Genomic DNA, 18,820 nt, shown 5'->3' with positions numbered 1-18,820 from the left:
TCAAGGGCTTGGAAGGAGGAAATGTGAGAGTCGTTCTTCAGCGTGCCAGTGATGTGGAAGTGTGGATCGATGGGGCTGTGTTTTCGTCCACCGGAAAGGGATTATTGTTGCTGTATGGAACCGCCACAGGAGATACCGAGGATGCCTGCCAATTCCTGGCTGACAAGATCGTCAAGATGCGGATTTTCGAGGATGACAACGGCAAGATGAACCGATCGGTACTTGATGTTGACGGAGAAATCATGATTGTATCCCAGTTCACACTTTGTGCCGACACCAGCAAGGGGCGACGTCCCTCTTTCAACTCTGCTATGGCACCTCGGGTGGCAGAATCGCTCTACCTTCAATTTGTGGACATGGTGAAGAAATCGGGCTTGACGGTGAAGACCGGTTCCTTTGGTGCTCAAATGGATATTAAGTTGACTAACAATGGTCCTGTGACTTTTGTGCTTGAAAATGGCTGATAGCGAATTCAAACTTCTTTTTGGAAGACGGTCCCTTGTGCTTGGCTCCGGTTCGCCGCGTCGAGTGGCTTTACTAACCGATATGGGGATTAGCTTCACTCAGATTATCCCTAACGTTGAGGAGAAGCTACGACCTCGGGAAGAACCGTTTAGCTATGCGCAGCGACTTGCCAAGACCAAGGCACGTTGGGTTATCCAACGGGCGGATCCTCAACAAATTGTGCTTGGCTGTGACACTATCGTTGTTCTCGACGGCCTCATCCTGGGCAAGCCATCCAACGAACGCGAGGCTTATGAGACCCTGACCACTCTGAGCGGACGTCAGCATGTGGTCTGTACTGCAGCTGCTCTGGCAGATGGTGTTGGTCTGATGACTTCCGGTTACGAAACAACTAAGGTCTATTTCAACGATGTTAGCCGCGAACAGATTGAGGAGTACATCGCCTCAGGCGAACCGATGGACAAGGCTGGAGCCTACGGTATTCAAGGGATGGGGGCTTTTTTGGTTGACAGAATCGAGGGTAACTTGGATAATGTTATCGGCTTACCAAGAGATCTGTTGAACAAGCTGGCAGAGAGAGTCAACCGGATATCGTAGTGGCGCATTGAGCGTTTATTTATGAGCATTGTGGAAGAAAAACTTGGAGCGCTGCTGAAGCTGGAGCGCGAACGTAAAGGTGTCAAGCTTGACGAATTGGCCGAGAGTCTCAGAATCCCGGTAGCTAATCTCGAGTGTATCGAACGTGGGGATGTTAGCAAATTGCCGTCGGAGATATACTTCGGACTGTTTGCTAAGAGTTATGCCGAGGCTGTCGGAGTGGACTACGCGGCGACAGTACTGGCGATTGAGGATGACCTCAAGGATACTCCCGAACCTCCCAAATCCACGAAGAAACCAGTTCGTCCGGCCAGGGACGAGCCGGTCTCGGACGATGAGAATGTTACAACGATAGCCGAGAGCCGTTTTGGGATAGATCGGGATATGTGGCGCAAGCTGATGTGGGCTGGTGCCGCAACTGTATTGGTCGTCGGTGGTTTCTTGGTCGGGCGTCAGTTGCTTCGTGACATGCAACGAACGACCGATATATCCGCCAGCGCGACACAGGAAGTTAGTGAGACAACCTCACCAGCGCCGGTCGGGAGCCGTGAGGAATCATATGCGAATTATGATTGGAATGTGCCTGCCTACGAGGAACCGGACGAACTTAAGCTGAAACTGACCGCCCGCGGTAGTTGCTGGGCGGCTGTGTTTGCTGATGGGGATACTGCCATCTATCGCAATCTCGTAGCGGGGAGAGTATACGAAGTGACGGCCAAGTACCGGCTTACGTTATCGGTAGCGGTGCCACGCATAGTGGATATTGATCTGAACGGGGTTCGGATTAACCCCGTCTCGCCTTCCACCGGGCGCATAAAAATGGTCAGAATTACTCAGGTGAATGTCGATTCTTTCCTCAATCCGCCTTCCCTCGAACCGGCTGCAGAGGAAACACCGACCAACCCCAAGCCGGAGATAATTACTCCAGTCAACGTATTGCCGGAGACTGGAGATGAGATTGACACCCTTCGCGGTTTGCTAAACTTGTTGATGGGGACTGGAAACGAAGCTAATACCACTAGCTCTCCTGAGAGTTTACCTTCGGAGATCAATAACGAAGTTGACTCGGCCAGTTTACCGGTGGGGGCTAACGATGGGCGTTAGAGACATGGTGGCCAAGGCCAAGATGAATCGTCTCAAGAAAAGAATGGAGATGGTTCAGTTTGATTTCCCGTCTGCGTTACAGAAACCCAAACGCATCCTGGTCTGTCTACCCGGTGAATTACGGGAACTGACGCTCGTCAAACAGTTCCTGCCGAGAATAGCAGAGCTGTTTCATCCTTCATCAATCACGTTACTGGCTATGCCCGGGCCGACTATAGCCGACATTTTCCCCCGGAAGGGGTTTTCTATTATGACTCCCACAGTTGACCAGGTGGCGTGGTCGGGAGTCGCCAGGAAAAGCTATTTACAGACGCTTGAAAAAGAGAAATTTGATCTCCTGCTAGACATGAATTTGAGTCGATCCTGGTTTACTTCAAGCGTTCTGCTCAGTTTTCCCAAGGCGATCAGAATTGGCCGCGGGAACCATTTGGGTGAGCCATTCTACAACCTCGAAATAAAGACGAAGTACCTTCGTGACGAACGCAACATCTACCGCTCTTTGCTGGATATTCTCCGGTTACTCAAAGAGGGACCTTCGGTTGCCGAAAAGCACCGCTAATCCTTTGGAGGAACATTGTACCTAAAACGATTGGACATACTGGGCTTCAAGTCCTTTGCAAATAAGACTGCTATCCTGTTCTCACGCGGAATCACCGCTGTTGTTGGACCAAACGGATGCGGCAAGACCAACATTCTTGACGCTTTGCGCTGGGTGCTTGGAGAACAACGGACTTCACTGCTGCGCGGAAGCAAGATGGAAGAGATCATATTCAACGGCACAGGCGAAATCAAACCGCTGGGCATGGCTGAAGTTACTCTGACACTAGTAAACAACCGCGGCATTCTTCCCACCGAATATAGTGAAGTCCAGGTGACCCGGAGATTATTTCGGAGTGGCGAATCGGAGTATCTTCTCAACAAAGTTCCGTGCCGTCTCAAAGACATAACAGAACTCTTCTATGACACCGGGGTCGGTGCACGATCATACTCTGTAATTCAGCAAGACATGATTGATGCTGTGATTTCTGACAAAGCCGAAGAAAGGCGCTACCTGTTCGAGGAAGCAGCCGGCATTACCAAGTACAAACAACGCAAACGAGCGGCGCTGCGGAAGATGGAAGCGACCCAGATCGATTTCCTGCGGCTCAAGGACATATATTCAGAAGTCCAGACCCAGGTCCGATCGCTCAAACGTCAGTACCGGAAGGCCGAGCGGTATCAAACTGTGGCCGATGAGATCAAGCAGTGGGAACTGTATCTTGGATCCAGTCGTCTGACTGGCATACGCAGTGAGAAGCGTGAACTCAGTGCTCGTCTGGAAACTATAACTGACGCTGTGATCGGGATCGAGACATCGATTGAGAAGATATCGGTAAAACTCGAAGCTGAGCGTCTGGATAGGTCCGAGATGGATCAGAAACTCGCCGGTGTCGGGAGCGACGCATTTGAGATTACTGAGCAGGCGCATGGCTATGAAAACAAGATTTCGATTCTGACTGAAAAACGCTCCAATGCTCGCACCCTTAGTGAACGCAACGAATCTGACATTTATGGTATGGGGGAGCGTGCTCGCATTCTCGGCGAGCAGACTCTCGAAGCTGAGGACCTTCTTGAGACCCAGCGACTCGACTTGTCTTCTCTTGAGACTAGGCTGATGGAATCTCAGCGCGTACAAGCCGAGGCAGATCAGCAATTGCTCCGGGCGCGAACCGCAAAGGAGTCTGAAAACGGGCGACTACTCGAACTGGAAGGGAAACTCTCCTCGGAGAAAGCGGAAGACGACAATCTCCGTCAACAGGAATCGGAATTGACCGAATTGGTAGCGGACCGGGATAGCCGACTTGGCATTCTTCGCGGCGAAAACGACACCCTGAAAACCCGTCTGGAGCAGAAACAAACCGACTGCGATACGGTCAGGGCAGAGAAGATTTCCGCAGAAGAGAGGATGTCGGACCTGACTGGTCGCCTGAACGATCTGGTCGAGCAGAACGAGGAGACAGCAGTCGAAGTGTCCAATCTGACTGCCTCCATTGAAGCTTGTCAGGCTCGCAAAAGTCTTCTGGAAGACATGATTCTGCAGTATGAAGGGTATGAATCCGGCGTCGTTGCGACTATGGAGGTCCGCGACCGATGGCCGAATGTTGTCGGTACGGTGGCGGAGAAGTTTGTGCCAGTCGAGGGTATGGAGGTGGCAACAGAAGCCGCCCTGGGTGAGATCGCCGGGTTCGTTATCTGCAACGATAGGGAAACGGCCGAAGAAATCATTACCTATCTTAAGGCTGAAAGAAAAGGGAAGGTCGGACTGTTGGTGCCGACCAGTGGCATGCTCAATCCAGTAGCCCGTCGTCCCGAGATTGATCTGCCTGAATTCGTTGGTTGGCTTGACAGCCATATCACTGCTGATGAGCATTTGTGCGCCCTGATGCAGGCCGTTCTCTCCCGAACTGCAGTATTTCAGGCGGGTTCTGACCCGGCTCAGCTGTTGGAACGTCTTCCTTATGGTTTCTCGGCAGTGTCAACTGACGGTGTGCTGTACAGCAGGAACGCTATCTGTGGCGGTTCGGCCGATAAATTCCCGTTGTTCCGCCGTGAGGAGAAGGTGGCTGAGCAGGAAGCTACCCTTACCGAACTAACCGCCAGAAGGCAGGCTGCCCAGGAGCGGAGGAATCGCATCACGGCCGAAATAGCTTCGGTACGCGCCGAGTCCGGACAATTGGCGGAGACACGGAAATCACTCGAAGACCAGCTTCAATCGGTTGAACATGAGGTCGGCGACCTGGAGTATCAGCGCCGTACCGCCCAGGCCGAAATGGACCGCTTGTCGCGTGAGCACCAGACCGCTATCGACAAACTTGAATACATTCGCCATCGCCAACTTGATCTGGAATTGGATTTCACCAAACTGTCCGACCAGAAGAAAAATCTAGTCTCCGACATGTCTCTGGGCGGTGAACGCCTGGCTGAATTTGAGAAGGCGGCTGTGACCGCTCTGGAGCAGGTGTCACACTTGCAGGTGAAGATGGTCGAAGCGCGTAGTCGGATTGAACAGACGGAAAGCAAGCTGACCCATATCCGTCAACTGCGAGAGGAAATCGGACGGACCGTTGACATCAAGAAAGATGAGATCCGTCAGGCTCGCTCAGATATTGATTCCTCAACCGACAGTATGGCGGTCCTCGAGAAGCAACTCAAGGAAGCTTTCGAGGAGCGTTCTCGGATTGAGTCCCTCCAAACCGAGTTACAGGGAGTTCGAGCCAGTATGGCAGAGCAACTTACTGTTAGTGAGGGAGAGCTTAAGAAACATCGACTCGATCGCGAAACACTCAACGACGAAAAACACCAGATTGAAATGCGGCTGACCACGTTTGAATCAGAATTGGGCGCCCTAATCGACAGGATTAACCAGGACTATGAACTCGATCTGGCCGAGGTGGAGGTTGCTTGTCCCGACGACTCTCTGGGTGAAGCTGAAGCAAGAGAGTATCTCGTCGCAAAGAAAGAAAAACTCAGACAGTATGGTGTGGTCAATCTTCTTGCGCTGGAGGAATACAAGAGTGCTGCAGAAAGGGAGAGATTTCTAGGGGAACAGATAGCTGATCTCGAAAGTGCGCGTGAGGACCTCAAGAAGACTATCTCCAAAATCAACCAGACCGCCCGTCAGTTATTCAATGAGACCTTCGAGAAAGTCCAGACCAACTTCAGGAAGTTGTTTGTGGAGTTGTTCAGTGGAGGCGAAGCCAGTATTAAGCTGGTTGATCCTGATGATCCTCTGGAGTCCGATATCGACATTATCGCCAGGCCGCGCGGAAAGAAACTGCTGTCGATCACTATGATGTCAGGTGGCGAGAGAGCCCTAACAGCTATTTCGCTTCTGTTTTCTCTGTATCTGGTCAAACCATCCCCGTTCTGCGTTCTTGATGAAATAGATGCCCCTCTTGATGATGCCAACTGCCGGCGTTTCTTGAGGATTCTGGATAAATTCTCGGAGCAGACTCAGTTCGTGACCATTACTCACAACAAGATTACCATGGAAGTTGCCAACAACCTTTATGGTGTCACTATGGAACAACCAGGAGTTTCGCAATTGGTAGCAGTGCGGTTTTCCGAAGAGGAAGGTGGCAGTGAAGAGAATGTAGAAATCGTTCACAGTCTGGAAAACGGCAATGGCAAGACCATTACTATCGACCAAATCAGAGATTACCACGACGACCTACCCCCTGCAATAAGGGAACGTCTTGAAGCACCAGTCTCCTCGGTCGATCCGGAAGACGTCAAGTAGATCTACGGAGACAGAATATGTTTGGTGCTTTTGATAAACTGAAGAAATCTCTCAGCAAAACCAAGGACCGTCTGATAGGACAGATTTCTCAGGTGGTCCGGCGACGTAAAATTGATGATGATCTGCTCGACGAGATCGAGGAGATTCTTATCGAGGCTGATGTCGGCGTGGCCGCGTCCATGCGTCTGATCGAGAGTATTAAGGAACGTGCCAAAGAACGCAAGCTTACCGATGGCGAGGATGTAATCACTCTGCTGAAAGAGGAAATCACTGCCATCCTGACCCGCAATAATGAGCATCTGTTCAACGAAGCTGATCCAAAACCGGTGGTGTGGCTGATCGTCGGCGTTAACGGCGTTGGCAAAACAACGACCATTGGGAAACTAGCCACTCAATTCTCGCGTGATGGCAAGAATGTGCTCATCGCCGCCTGTGACACCTTCCGAGCTGCTGCGATTGACCAGATTGCAATCTGGGCAGAACGAAGCAAAGTTGGAATAATCCGGTCTCAGGAAGGGGCTGACCCTGCTTCGGTCGCTTTCGATGCTTCCAAAGCGGCTCTGGCCCGATCGGCTGATTTGCTTTTGGTGGATACTGCCGGACGGCTGCACACCAAGGCCAATCTCATGGAGGAACTCAAGAAGATCCGGCGAGTCATCCTCAAAGCAATTCCCAATGCGAAGGTCTACAGCAAACTCATTATCGACGGCTCTACCGGGCAAAACGCTATCAGCCAGGTCAAGGTTTTCACTGAGGCGGTTGGGTGTGATGGAATAGTCGTTACAAAACTCGATGGTACCGCTAAAGGCGGGGTCATGATTGCGGTTTCGGAAGAACTCGGAGTTCCGGTGGACTTTATCGGGCTGGGTGAAGGGATCGATGACTTGCAACGGTTCGACCCGGCGCAGTTTGCGGAGGCTTTGTGTAATGAAAGCTGAGTTTACTGTCCCCACTTCGGCTCGTGAGCAGATGATCGACGTTACCAATCTGTTGCGTCAAACAATCGAAGAGAGCGGCATAAACGACGGTATTGCATTTTGCCATGTGCCTCACACAACGGCCGCCATTACCATCAATGAGAATGCCGACCCGGATGTCCCTCGTGACATTCTTTCCAAACTGGGTAGAGAGATACCACAGAGCGACGGGTACCGTCATGCTGAAGGGAACTCAGACGCCCATATCAAATCTTCCCTGTTCGGCTGTTCACAGCAGGTGCTGATCGAGAATGGTCAACCAGTGCTGGGGCGGTGGCAGTCTTTGTTTTTCTGTGAGTTTGACGGTCCACGACAACGACGACTGATAATCAAGGTCGGGAAGATTGCTTAAAATCAGGATTATCGCTGTCGGCAAGGACAAAGATCGCTGGGTGAGTGACGGTTGCGCCCACTATGAGAAACTTTTGTCCCGATTTGCACGTCTCGAATGGCAGATAGTTCAACCAGCCAAACATTCCTCAATGTCATCCAAAGAAATCATGAAGGATGAAGGCGAACGCCTCTTGGCGCGTCTGGGCAAGGGATCAGTGATTGCTCTGGGTGATACTGGCGACCGACATGATAGCAAGTCGTTTGCGAAGGTGTTGGAGAAACTTCAGATAAGCTCAGGTGGTTCGGTCAATTTGGTGATAGGTGGTGCTTATGGTTTGGATGAATCGGTGTTGAGTCGAGCGGATATGATCCTGTCACTCTCACCGATGACTTTTTCACACCAACTTGTCCGGCTGGTCCTTCTGGAGCAACTCTATCGCGGGTTCTCGATCCTCCACGGCACTGACTACCATAAGTAGGTCAAACAGCCTGCCGCTTGACATCAGGTAGCTTCTCAGCCAGCCATAAAAAAAGCGACGACCAATGGCCGCCGCTATATTGATATAAGAATTGTCTACTGTGTTCGAAGTCTATTTGGCTTGCGGGAACATAAGGTCCTTGATGGGAACCATCTGGCAAATTGGTTTCTTGTCTTTCTCAACATAGGCATCAATGTACCTGCGACCCGTCTCGAGCGCGGCCAGTGCCCGGCGATATCCGTACCGGATCACATAGTACGTCCCCTGCGTCGTCACCTGGATAGGTGCGATCGGAACACGAGATTTGGATGTGTTGACCAGTTCATAGTACTTTTCACCGTGGGCATGGGGGGGAATATTGCGAAAACTGATCCGTTGCCGGTCAGCGAACAGCAAATCCAGAGGAACTCTTGTCACTTTCATAGTGTTTCTCCCTTGAGTATCAATTCAAACCAACTCCATGTTCTATCCCGCGTGTCTCTTCAGACTCTTCGGACTAAGTATTGCCTCTGGGAGTCCTGATGTCAAGTGTTGCAGTGTGACAAACGACACCATGATCCGGGTTAGTCGGTGGATGTTTCAGTGACTTCTTCGGTTTTCTCTCTTCGTCCGGTTAATCGTACGACTATGATTGACACCTCATACAGAATATACAAAGGGACAGCCAGGAGAAACTGCGTGAAGACGTCCGGGGGAGTTATTATCGCTCCTGCAATCAGAATACCCACAATTGCAAATCGTCGTCCCTTGCAGAGTAGCGCGGAAGTGATAAATCCCATTTTCCCCAGGAAATAGGCGAGGACAGGCAATTGGAACCCGAAGCCGAAAGCGACCAACAGCAATCCGACAAAACTGATGTAGCTGCCGATTGTGATCGTGTTGACTACCAGACCTTCTGAAAACCCAATGAGGAAATCGAAAGCCAGCGGCAGTACAATCAGGTAGCAGAAAACCGCCCCGGCGGCAAATAGAACCGTGGAGATAAACACCAACGGTAGGATTGCGGTTTTCTCTCGTCGGTAAAGGCCGGGTGCCACAAATGCCCACATCTGGAAAAAGATGACCGGCAGAGATACCAGAATGCCGGTAATGATTGACACTTTCAGGTAGGCATAGAAGGCGCCCGTGACCGCAATGTTGTAAAGCTCGATATCATCGCCGAACGGGATCTTGATCAGTTTGATAAGTTGATCCGAAAAATAGAAAGCAATGGCCGACATGACAACGACTGTAATAACGGCTTTCAGTAATCGACGGCGCAGTTCCTCCAGGTGTTGCAGAAAGCCCATGCCGCTACCAGTTGATCGCTCGGACTTGTGTTCTTCATCAACCATATCCAGAGGAATGTCGGCTTAAGTAGCCCGAATGTCAACGCGAATGTTTTTCTGGTCACATGATCCTTGAGCGCGAAGAATGGAGAATAACCCGAGTCGTATCAATGTACGGCCCGGGTTTAACTAAGTCTTACGTTCGGAACAGATACTGCAGTTTCATGAAGAATAGTCGGTCCCGGGCATGGGCATTTTCCATCGATCCCATCTCCCAATCATACCCGTGACTTGATCCAATATAAAAAACCGTGAACGGATTGATCTTGTACGTGAACAGTGGCTCGAAACTCAAGCCCTCAGAAAAATCGTTGTACTCCACAATTAGCCGCACAAACATCTCCCGAGTGAACTGGTAGTTCATAGTGCTGCGCAGGATATACCCTTCCTCGATTCTCTCCTTTGTGTCGCGATCGAGAATCTTGTAGTAGGTGTAACTGGGGCGAATTGTGAACTGTTGCATCGGTTTAATAGTACACCACGTTTCGGCCAGAGTCTCCCGCCCCATGACCGGCAACGGATCAACATTGCGAGCTATCGAGTTGCCGTAGCTGACAAATCCGCCAAAACGGAATGCCTCGAAAGCGTTGTTATTGAGTTGGATCGCGCCCTTGCGAATATCGTCAAACCAAACTCCATGTAGACGTTCCCGACTAAGAACAAAATTCATATAAACCGAAGTCTGCCCCGTGAAGTCGATATTAAGAATGGGCCGTACCCACTCGTCTTTGCGCTGTCCATCGAAATCCCAGACTCGTCCAAGGTCAATTGCGGGAGAGATTCTGGTCACCACGCTTCCATTCGGTCTGAGGTAAATGCCGTACCACATGTCCAGTGAGCGTGTTCCATTTCGCAGCATGAAGCCATTGTTGGCCCGGAAGGTAGGACTGGTTTCCATGTAGTCCATGTGAAAGCCGAACGTGCGACCAACGCGCTGGAGACTCGTGAATATCGAGTGGCCGTCAAACTCCTCACCGTCTAAAGCAACCGTGTGGTTGGTACCGTCAAAGGTCGTGTCCGGCAGATAGTCTTCAGATAAGGTAGGTAGGTTCGGCTCTTCTGTACGGCTGCCAATCAGTTGTGTCTCAAAGCGGATCTTCTCGTAGAATCTAATGCCCGCATCGGCGCTTATAACTGTATTGTGTCCTCCACCGTCTATCTGACGATTGGTTATCAAGGCACCTACAAACGAGTCGTCGAAAATGGAATGGCGTATCCTGGCGATGTTGGAGGTGCTCTTGCCTAAAGGTGCAAAGGCCGAACGTTCCTCCATCGGAACCAGATAGGGCGTGTTTTTATCGCGAGCTGCCATGTAGAAGAAGCTCGTACGGTCCATGCGGCCGGTAAGTTTGAAAGTTACATCCGGATCGTTGATGGATCGCGTATACAGGACATTGCGATAGGTGCCGTACAGGTCACTGCCTTCCTGGAAAAACGGTCGTCGTTCGGGGTAGTAAAGGCCAAAGGTCGTATTGACATCAATCTGGGCCGCATCCGATTCGATCTGTGAGAAGTCAGGATTAAGAGCACCCTCGACCATAACTCCGGTGCCGAGTTGATAACGAATGTTCAGGGCCGCTTCGGCGTCGGGGTTGTCATGGACAAAATCGGATCGGAAGTTGTCCGGGTCACTTATGTAGCTTGATTGGGATGCTACCATGGAGGGTAATACATCAAGCTTGCTGCCCGGTTTGACATTCTTGATGCCGTTGAGATAACCAAACTGGCAGAAGAAACAGGGTTCACCAATAGTTAAGGGTGCCCAGGAGTATTTGTAAGTATTATCTCGTGGATGACTGCGCCAGAACGTCGCCCGCCAAGACTGCTCATCCTTGCCCGGGAATCGTAGCGAGCTGAACGGGATAGCCATCTCTGCCTGCCAGCCGTCTTCGGTCATTCGAGCATCCGATTCAAAGACCAGATCAAACCGCGAATCCTCGCCGCCATTGGCTACCCAACGAAGGTCGCCCTGGACACCGAGAGCATTGACATAGAATTCATATGCCCAGGCGGCGTTTCCGTAGGTGTCGAGGATGATTCCGATGAAATCGTCGGCGAACATTCCATCGCGATCTGAAAGCGTGGCACGGACCTTTGATGGATCGTCCTGGCAAACAAAGGCAAGGTACAGATTTGATTGATCGTACCCAATCATGACTTTGGTTTGCACCGAAGGTTTTACATTATCATCCGGAAGAAACTGGGTAAAGTCGGTCACGAACGCAGCTTCCTTCCAGCCGGAATCACTGAGGTCTCCATCAATATCGATCCTGCCCGTCAAGGCTGGCACTTCAAGAATTGGCGGGGTTGAGGCCAGGGCGGTTACGGCGGTGGTAAGGATCAGTGTGTTCAAAAGAATCGATATAATTGATCGCATTGATGTTCCTTTCTCGATCGGACTGAGTTCCAATATCTACTTGTTGTGGAGTATACGACGATAATTAAGACGGAGTTTCATCGCAGTGAGTGGGAATTAGATGGGGCTGGGGTTTTCTTGTAAAAGAAGGAGCTTATCAGGTTTTCCGGGAAGAGCCGACTAGGTGGCCGGCTCAAATTTGTTTGGGCCGGGATATGTTCTACTCACCCTATACATGGAATAAAAAAAGCCCCGCAGGACGGGGCTCTTATGAGTCATAGCTGGAAAATAAATTATGCAGAGAACGACTTGAGAGCGTCCTCACGACTATCAAAGTGTTCGAACACTGTGATCAACCGCGTGATAGTCAGGATTGACTCAATTTTGGTGATGTTGGCCAACACCAGACGACCGCCGGAATTCTTGACTGTCGTCAGAGCTGATATCAGCATCCCCAGACCGACAGAGTTCATCCAATCGACCTTGGCCAGATCAACCACGAAATTTTTATTATTGGCGGTAATGTACTCGTGAATCTTACCATGGAACATAGTGGTTTCATCACCACCCATGATCTTGCCCGAAACTTCAAGCACGACCACATTTCCTTCGAGGGAATCATTAAACTTCATAGTGAATATCCTCTATGTGATAACTTCTTACTTCCTCTGTAACTCGGTCATAACAACCTTCAGCCAAGCGCTCCCGATCTAAATACGTTCCAAACCCTCCGGGAACCTCCGCTTAACCATAGTTAACATATTCCCCGACGATACGAAAATCAAGTGTTTTTGCGTCACTCCACAATAGTCGATAAACTGGTAGAGCTGATCCTGTGGTCATAATGATTTCACAGTAGTGACCGATAATACGGAATATATAGTACTTTTTTAACACGGGACGTGCGAGGGTGTTTAGTCACGCCGGTTCGCATTATGAGGGAGCAGCGATGATTCGTAGCAAATTATCTCGTTTAACTGGCTTGATGATATACGGCGGTACACTTCTGCTGTCGATACTATCGTTTTTTACAACGTTCTATGGGATGCAAATACTGCTCGGTTGGAATCTTGCTCTGATTGGGTCGCTTGGTTTGCAGGCTGCCATGTTAGGGATTGCCTGGAGTTTGCTTCGTACCCGGGAACGCCGGGGAACATATATTGCAGCTTTTGTGGCTGCGGCTACTTTCTCAGTATTCTTCTCCTATGCTAATTTCGACGACAGTCTCAACGGTGCCACCCGTATGACTGATGCAAGGGCTGAGTTTGCTGCAACCGCTCGCCCCGTTTTGACAGAGTACGCTCAGATCGCCAAAAAGGCCGCACATGAGGGTCAGTATCAGACAGACCGTATAGAGAAGTTGATCGAACTGGAGAATACGAAGGGGTGGGCTACTGATGTTGATGAAGGCACCGAAGATCGATTTCTGCAGTCGGTTATTGACGGCGCCCGTCGCACGATTGCTTCCTGGGAGAAATATAAAGGGACGACTTACAAACAGGGAGCGGGCCAGGGGATAATTGTCAACTATCTCGAAAGCCGCATGGCGCAGGCGGTCGAGAGGCGAGAAAGGATAGTTCAGTATATAGCTCTCAATGACTCAATTGCTCTTGCTCTAAGTAGCAATGCGGTCGTTAAGGATCAATTTGATCAGGTAAACAGAGCTTATGTTTCTTTTCCACTCTCGCATGTGACAGCAGTAATGACGGAGATGCCCACTCTGCCCACGCCGCCTGACCCAGCTGAATTTGTGGAAGTTCCAAACAACGGACAGGAGGCGTTCCGTCAGGTTGTGAATGACCTCCTCTATCTGGACCCACTGGCAGCTTTTTCTTTAGCTCTGGCGATTGTAATTGATCTCATCATCATACTAATGGCCTTCGCAGGAAGCCGTCTTGCTGACGGGGACAACTACATTTTCGAACGTCTCCGAATGCATACTGCTAAGAGTTTTATGAAGATGAAACTCGACGACAATTTTGAATTGTCCAGAACCCTGTCCGGTGATCTCCAGCGTTACCGGCAGGCGGCTGACTATCGTCTGGAGCAGTCACGAATCATTCAAGGCTATATTAAAGACAAGCGCAAAATCAAACTTAGACGGGGGCCGGAAGTGGCGGCGGCGATCGGAAATTTCGTTAAGCGGGGGATCAAGTTGGTGCCCTGGCCAAGGCGGAAGGTTTCCGATTTGGAGCCTGAGCAGGCCAACGATGATCAGATGACTCGTTCCTGAAATTCCAGACACACACATTCTTTGTTCTGTACGGTCGAGTCTCAGCGTGGCAACCTCCTTGACAATCGGTCCTGCGTCAGTGTTTTTAATGTAGAAAGTGTCAAAGCTAAGCGAAGGCCGGAGTTGTGGAAGCGTTACTGGACCGACTGAAGAGGGGAGAAGTCCTCGTTGCTGATGGTGCCCTCGGTACCGAGTTGATTAGGCGCGGATTGGTACTTGGAGAGTGTCCGGAGCAAACGAATCTCCATTCGCCTGGTATTCTTGAAGAAATCGCCAGGGCATACCTTGCCGCTGGGGCCGATATCGTTCAGACAAATACTTTTGGAGCCTCGCCGCTCAGACTGGCTCATTATGGACTCGATGATTGCACGGAGGAAATCAATACTACCGCTGTGAGTGCTACTCGTAAGGCTATTGATAACAACGCTTACCTTGCGGTTTCCTGTGGTCCTTGCGGGCTCCAGCTTTCTGAGTCAGGCGAAGCAAATCCCAATACTGTACTTAATGGATTCGAGAGGCAGCTCCGTTGTTGTGTGGCGGAGGGAGTGGATGTGATATGCATTGAAACCATGACCGATCTCGTCGAGGCTTCTCTGGCGGTGAGAGCGGCCAAGACTGTTGCGCCGACAATTCCGGTGGCTGCCATGATGACCTTTGAGCCGACCCCTGATGGGTTCCTTACGATCATGGGTGTGAGTATCGAGCAGGCGGCAGTTGGTTTGACTGAGGCAGGGGCTGATGTGATCGGGTCCAACTGTGGTGATGGTATAGACAACATGATTCGTATTGCGAGTGAGTTCCGGGAGTATACTTCGTTGCCAATCATTATCCAGTCCAACGCCGGTTTACCTCAGATACAAGGGGATCAGGCTATCTATCCTGACACACCGGAATTTATGGCTGAACGATGTTCTCAATTGCTGGCGGGCGGTGTGAGTATTATTGGTGGTTGCTGTGGCACTACGCCGGATCATATTGCAGCAATGTGCAGGGTTGTTGATGAGTACAATGTTTCGAAAAGATGATCTTCATCCAAATGCGAAAACAGCCCAAAGCCGCACAACCTGTCGTTAGCTTAGCAGAGCGAAAATTTCGGCATTTTCCATCATTCGGTCGATCTCTTCGGTGATAATACCAATGTGACTTTCATCCATACCAAGATCGTTCCAGGCATCGCAATCATATGGTTCAGCAAGTCCCTCGAAATTGTCGCAATTGCCGTGCAGGTTGCAGATGCAATCGGCGACGTGAATAACTCGGGCATGCAGAGCAGCTTTGCCTTGAGCCTGATCGTACTCATGATGATACTGCGCAACTTCGGTCAGAAGATCGGGGAAATTCCAGCGTTGCAGTACCATAAAACTGATGTCGGTATGCGAGAAACCAAGTACCGCCCGCTCGCAGTCGCAAAAAGGATCATTCCTTTCGGAATGGAGACGTCTGACCTCGCTGAAAGCATCCGGGGTCTGTTGAGCCAACACAATCAATCCGATATCGTGAAGCATCCCGGCAATATAGAGAACTTCGGTCGAGAGTTGTTTCTGAATATCTTTCGGGCAGTGCCGATGTAGCACTTTCGAAGCCAAAGCAACGGCCAGAGAATGCTTCCAAAGCATTTTCAGGTTCAGATGAGGATCCGAAACTGCAAACATGGGTGCCAGGGCCACCATCAGGCAAATACCCCGAACCTCCCGTATACCAATGCGTTGAACTGCTTCGCCTATGGTTGCAACTTTGATCGTTGAACGACTGTAGATGGTCGAATTGGCCAGTCTGAGCACACGAGTCACAAGGCCAATATCCTGCGCCATAAGTTCCGCAATACGAGCCGGATTGGGATCTTCCCGATTAAGCTCTTCTTCAATCAGGTGAACATACGCCGGTAGAGTCGGAACGATCTCAACGTCAATAATCGCTCCAATATCAGCCTCAGTAGAGGTCATTTCATCGACCCCGAAATCATTGACATCGATTACTTTAGCGTAAGTATTCTCGGTAGTTGCACTTGTTGTCATTTCTCCCTTCCCAATCTCGTCACAGATGCCCTGGCCTTCCTGTAGACGTGGCGATCCGAATCGAATCCGTGTCGATCTCAATGTCAAGAAGACCGCTTTTTTGGGCAACTGGCGTTAGACCCTATTGACAGTATAATCGGCCATACGTATGTGGTTCATTAGGATCGTGTTGATAGGAGGTGAACTCAGTGTTTGGAAACCGATAATCTGCACCCGAACTGCACACGAGTCTTGATTATTCTACAGATTGGCGATGAAGAAGACGGGCAGAGCCGGAGTGGCTCTGCCCGTTAAGTTCGTCAGGACTGGGGAGCCTTCTCGGTAACACGTTTACCCGTCAGAGCCAGAGGTTCAAACCGGGCCTGGAAAAACCGCAACTGGACAGGTTCAAAAACAAACTTCAATCCCTGGATCTGATCACGCCTTATGTATAACTCAATGATCCCTTCAGCGGTGAAATCAAGGTGATTCTGGGTATAGACGCGTCGCGGGATGGTTAGCCGTACCAATTCCAGCTTTGGTTTCCTGTTCTGGCCGGTTTCGGGATCACGTCCGGAGGAGACATTCCCACGTTCCATGGCTCGAACGCCGGTCTCAACGTAAATCGCTGCCGCCAGAGCCTGAGCGGGGAATTGCTCCTGATCGACGTGGGGCAGGAATTCGCGGGCATTCAGGAAGATAGCATGGCCGCCATGAGGTACAACATGCGGGACACCTGCGGCTGCTAGCAGTTCGCCAAGGTAGTTGGTTTGTTCCACACGATATCTGATGTAGTCGTCGGTTTCTACTGACTCACGGATTCCCTGAGCCAGGGCAGCCATATCGCGCCCGGCCATACCGCCATAGGTGTGGAGTCCTTCATAGACGACAACCTGAGCTTTGGCCTGGATGAAGAAATCCTCATCGTTCATAGCCAGGAAGCCGCCAATATTCACCAGGCAATCCTTCTTGGACGAACAGGTGCAACCGTCGGTCAGAGAACAAATCTCTTTGACGATTTCCTTGACGGACTTATTGGCGTAGCCTTCCTCACGCTTTTGAATGAAATACGCGTTTTCTATGGTACGCGTGTTGTCCAGCATTATCTTGATGTTGTGCTTATCGCAGAAGGCACGCAGTTCGCGAGCGTTGGCCATTGAGACAGGCTGCCCGCCAGCCATGTTGACGCAGGTCTCGTAGCTGACATACGGAATCTTGTCCGCGCCCACTTCGTCAACAAGACGCTGCATCTTGGCAATGTCGATGTTGCCTTTGAACGGGAATTCACTGGAGGGATCATGGGCTTCATCCACGATAACATCAACAAATTTGCCACCTGCTAACTCCTGATGTAGACGGGTAGTGGTGAAGAACATGTTGCCTGGAACATAGTCTCCGTCTTTAATCAGCAGCTGGGACATGATGTGTTCAGCGGCACGGCCCTGGTGAGTCGGAACAATGTGTTTGTAGCCGAATACATCTTGAATAGTTTTCTCTAGGTCATAGAAGTTCTTGCTACCGGCATACGCTTCATCACCCAGTTGCATCGCCGCCCAATGGGCGTCGCTCATGGCACATGTGCCACTATCGGTCAACAGATCGATGAAGACGTCCTCGCTTTTCAGCAGGAATGTGTTGTAGCCCGCTTCTTCAATCGCCTTCTGACGATCCTTTCGGGTGGTCATCTTGATCGGTTCGATCGTTTTGATTTTGAATGGTTCCGGTATGTATTTCACGGTTCCTCCAAGTTAACACAGAAGTAACTCGTGACGTGCCTGCTTGAAGGACTTTCACTTCAAGTGTGCTATGCACACCAATCGTCAAAGATTTCTAGAAGATAAATCATCCTGAGTAGTAAGTCCAATGAATTAATCGCCTTCAGATCCAACCGTTAACACCTTTAAAACCGTACTTGAAACATGTGGTTGCGCCCCGTGGGACGGTGGATTGTGATTGTCACTTCTGCGTTTACGAAGTATCCATAAGCTAACATGAACTCGGCAACTTGGAACTGGTCAGCCTACAGTGTAATTGTTCAGCCAGTCGGACTACGATTAGAACCGGACTACTATCTCACAGACATCATCCCCCTGTAAGACAGACTTGGAAATATCAATCTCCACCGGGTGTTCGAGAATCCCTTCCATTATTTGCTTGTACCATCCGGCACCGCAGTAGCAGTGGGTCAAGGACATCTTCACGGTAGCGGCACGCGCCCATTCACAATGACAGTATGTCCGACAGCGCTCCTCCGGCGACGACGCTTTGGCGTGTGCTTCGGCGTCGAACGGCATCTTGGTGAAGAATATCTTGTTATCCTCGCGGCGGGGTCGAACATAGAAAGGGTTTTTGTACATCACGTCCAGAAGTTTGTCGATATCACCGGATTTGCGATACAACTCTCGCAGGGGTGCTATCTTGTCCTCCTCAAAGCAAGCACAAGAGCATCGGGACAGGACATCAATCCGGGTCTTCTTGTCGGGTATCAGAGCGTCCAGCTTATCGAGCGTTTGTCTGGTCCAGTCTGCTTTGTCTTCGGACTTAGCGTTATCATCCCAGTCGGTTATGATTTCATCACGAACACGTTCTCCGACGACTTTCTTGAGAGCTTTCGATAGTCTGTCCGGCCACAAGGATTGGGTCATAGTGAGTTTTCCTTTCCTATTGTCTGTGTC

General features: G+C 50.5%; 17 protein-coding genes. 10 read left to right on the top strand and 7 right to left on the bottom strand.

The window, feature by feature from the left end:
- Positions 1-23 precede the first annotated feature (23 nt).
- From dtd to KOO62_02360, 8 genes are read left to right on the top strand one after another with little or no spacing between them, the layout of a single operon-like run.
- Positions 24-464: a D-tyrosyl-tRNA(Tyr) deacylase gene (dtd, locus tag KOO62_02395; protein MBU8932834.1), complete on the top strand. Its 441-nt coding sequence runs from the start codon at positions 24-26 to the stop codon at positions 462-464.
- A complete protein-coding gene (locus KOO62_02390) occupies positions 457-1,062 on the top strand; it encodes a Maf family protein (protein ID MBU8932833.1) in 606 nt (201 codons plus the stop codon). Before dtd ends, KOO62_02390 begins: the two co-directional genes overlap by 8 nt.
- A gap of 21 nt (positions 1,063-1,083) precedes the next feature.
- A complete protein-coding gene (locus KOO62_02385) occupies positions 1,084-2,166 on the top strand; it encodes a DUF4115 domain-containing protein (protein ID MBU8932832.1) in 1,083 nt (360 codons plus the stop codon).
- The gene (locus KOO62_02380; protein ID MBU8932831.1) at positions 2,156-2,725 is read left to right on the top strand and encodes a hypothetical protein; all 570 of its coding nucleotides are present in this window, start codon (positions 2,156-2,158) and stop codon (positions 2,723-2,725) included. Before KOO62_02385 ends, KOO62_02380 begins: the two co-directional genes overlap by 11 nt.
- A gap of 15 nt (positions 2,726-2,740) precedes the next feature.
- On the top strand, positions 2,741-6,445 hold the full coding sequence (gene smc / locus KOO62_02375; protein ID MBU8932830.1) for a chromosome segregation protein SMC: 3,705 nt from the start codon (positions 2,741-2,743) through the stop codon (positions 6,443-6,445).
- 17 nt (positions 6,446-6,462) lie between these two features.
- Positions 6,463-7,383, top strand: coding sequence for a signal recognition particle-docking protein FtsY (gene ftsY / locus KOO62_02370; protein ID MBU8932829.1), 921 nt, complete (start codon positions 6,463-6,465; stop codon positions 7,381-7,383).
- The gene (locus KOO62_02365) at positions 7,373-7,774 is read left to right on the top strand and encodes a secondary thiamine-phosphate synthase enzyme YjbQ (GenBank protein MBU8932828.1); all 402 of its coding nucleotides are present in this window, start codon (positions 7,373-7,375) and stop codon (positions 7,772-7,774) included. The genes ftsY and KOO62_02365 overlap by 11 nt, the downstream gene beginning before the upstream one ends.
- Before the next feature lies 1 nt (position 7,775).
- Positions 7,776-8,234 carry a 23S rRNA (pseudouridine(1915)-N(3))-methyltransferase RlmH gene (locus tag KOO62_02360; protein MBU8932827.1) on the top strand — a complete coding sequence of 153 codons (459 nt, stop codon included), beginning with the start codon at positions 7,776-7,778 and terminating at the stop codon, positions 8,232-8,234.
- A gap of 111 nt (positions 8,235-8,345) precedes the next feature.
- Here the strand turns inward: KOO62_02360 and KOO62_02355 are convergent, their stop codons facing one another.
- From KOO62_02355 to KOO62_02340, 4 genes are all read right to left on the bottom strand, one after another.
- Entirely contained in the window at positions 8,346-8,657 is a 312-nt protein-coding gene (locus KOO62_02355) for a ParB N-terminal domain-containing protein (protein ID MBU8932826.1), read from the bottom strand.
- 140 nt (positions 8,658-8,797) lie between these two features.
- Positions 8,798-9,568 (bottom strand): twin-arginine translocase subunit TatC, encoded by a 771-nt coding sequence (tatC, locus tag KOO62_02350; protein ID MBU8932825.1) that lies wholly within the window; start codon positions 9,566-9,568, stop codon positions 8,798-8,800.
- A 130-nt stretch (positions 9,569-9,698) separates the two neighbouring features.
- Positions 9,699-11,939, bottom strand: coding sequence for a carbohydrate binding family 9 domain-containing protein (locus KOO62_02345; protein ID MBU8932824.1), 2,241 nt, complete (start codon positions 11,937-11,939; stop codon positions 9,699-9,701).
- 272 nt (positions 11,940-12,211) lie between these two features.
- Positions 12,212-12,550, bottom strand: a complete 339-nt coding sequence (locus KOO62_02340; protein MBU8932823.1) for an STAS domain-containing protein — start codon at positions 12,548-12,550, stop codon at positions 12,212-12,214.
- 317 nt (positions 12,551-12,867) lie between these two features.
- Here KOO62_02340 and KOO62_02335 point away from each other — a divergent pair, with 317 nt between their 5' ends.
- On the top strand, positions 12,868-14,151 hold the full coding sequence (locus KOO62_02335) for a hypothetical protein (GenBank protein ID MBU8932822.1): 1,284 nt from the start codon (positions 12,868-12,870) through the stop codon (positions 14,149-14,151).
- A 125-nt stretch (positions 14,152-14,276) separates the two neighbouring features.
- A complete protein-coding gene (locus KOO62_02330; protein MBU8932821.1) occupies positions 14,277-15,176 on the top strand; it encodes a homocysteine S-methyltransferase family protein in 900 nt (299 codons plus the stop codon).
- Between the two features lie 45 nt (positions 15,177-15,221).
- On the opposite strand, the gene KOO62_02325 is transcribed toward KOO62_02330, so the two are convergent.
- From KOO62_02325 to KOO62_02315, 3 genes are all read right to left on the bottom strand, one after another.
- On the bottom strand, positions 15,222-16,166 hold the full coding sequence (locus KOO62_02325) for an HDOD domain-containing protein (GenBank protein ID MBU8932820.1): 945 nt from the start codon (positions 16,164-16,166) through the stop codon (positions 15,222-15,224).
- 299 nt (positions 16,167-16,465) lie between these two features.
- Positions 16,466-17,881 (bottom strand): tyrosine phenol-lyase, encoded by a 1,416-nt coding sequence (locus KOO62_02320; protein ID MBU8932819.1) that lies wholly within the window; start codon positions 17,879-17,881, stop codon positions 16,466-16,468.
- 318 nt (positions 17,882-18,199) lie between these two features.
- On the bottom strand, positions 18,200-18,790 hold the full coding sequence (locus KOO62_02315) for a hypothetical protein (protein ID MBU8932818.1): 591 nt from the start codon (positions 18,788-18,790) through the stop codon (positions 18,200-18,202).
- Between the last annotated feature and the right edge of the window lie 30 nt (positions 18,791-18,820).

Source organism: Candidatus Zixiibacteriota bacterium, from assembly GCA_019038695.1.
In the GTDB taxonomy this organism is placed as follows: Bacteria; Zixibacteria; MSB-5A5; order GN15; family FEB-12; genus B120-G9.
The sequence above is the reverse complement of the archived record's forward strand: the minus strand, read 5'-3'. Positions and strand labels throughout refer to the sequence as shown.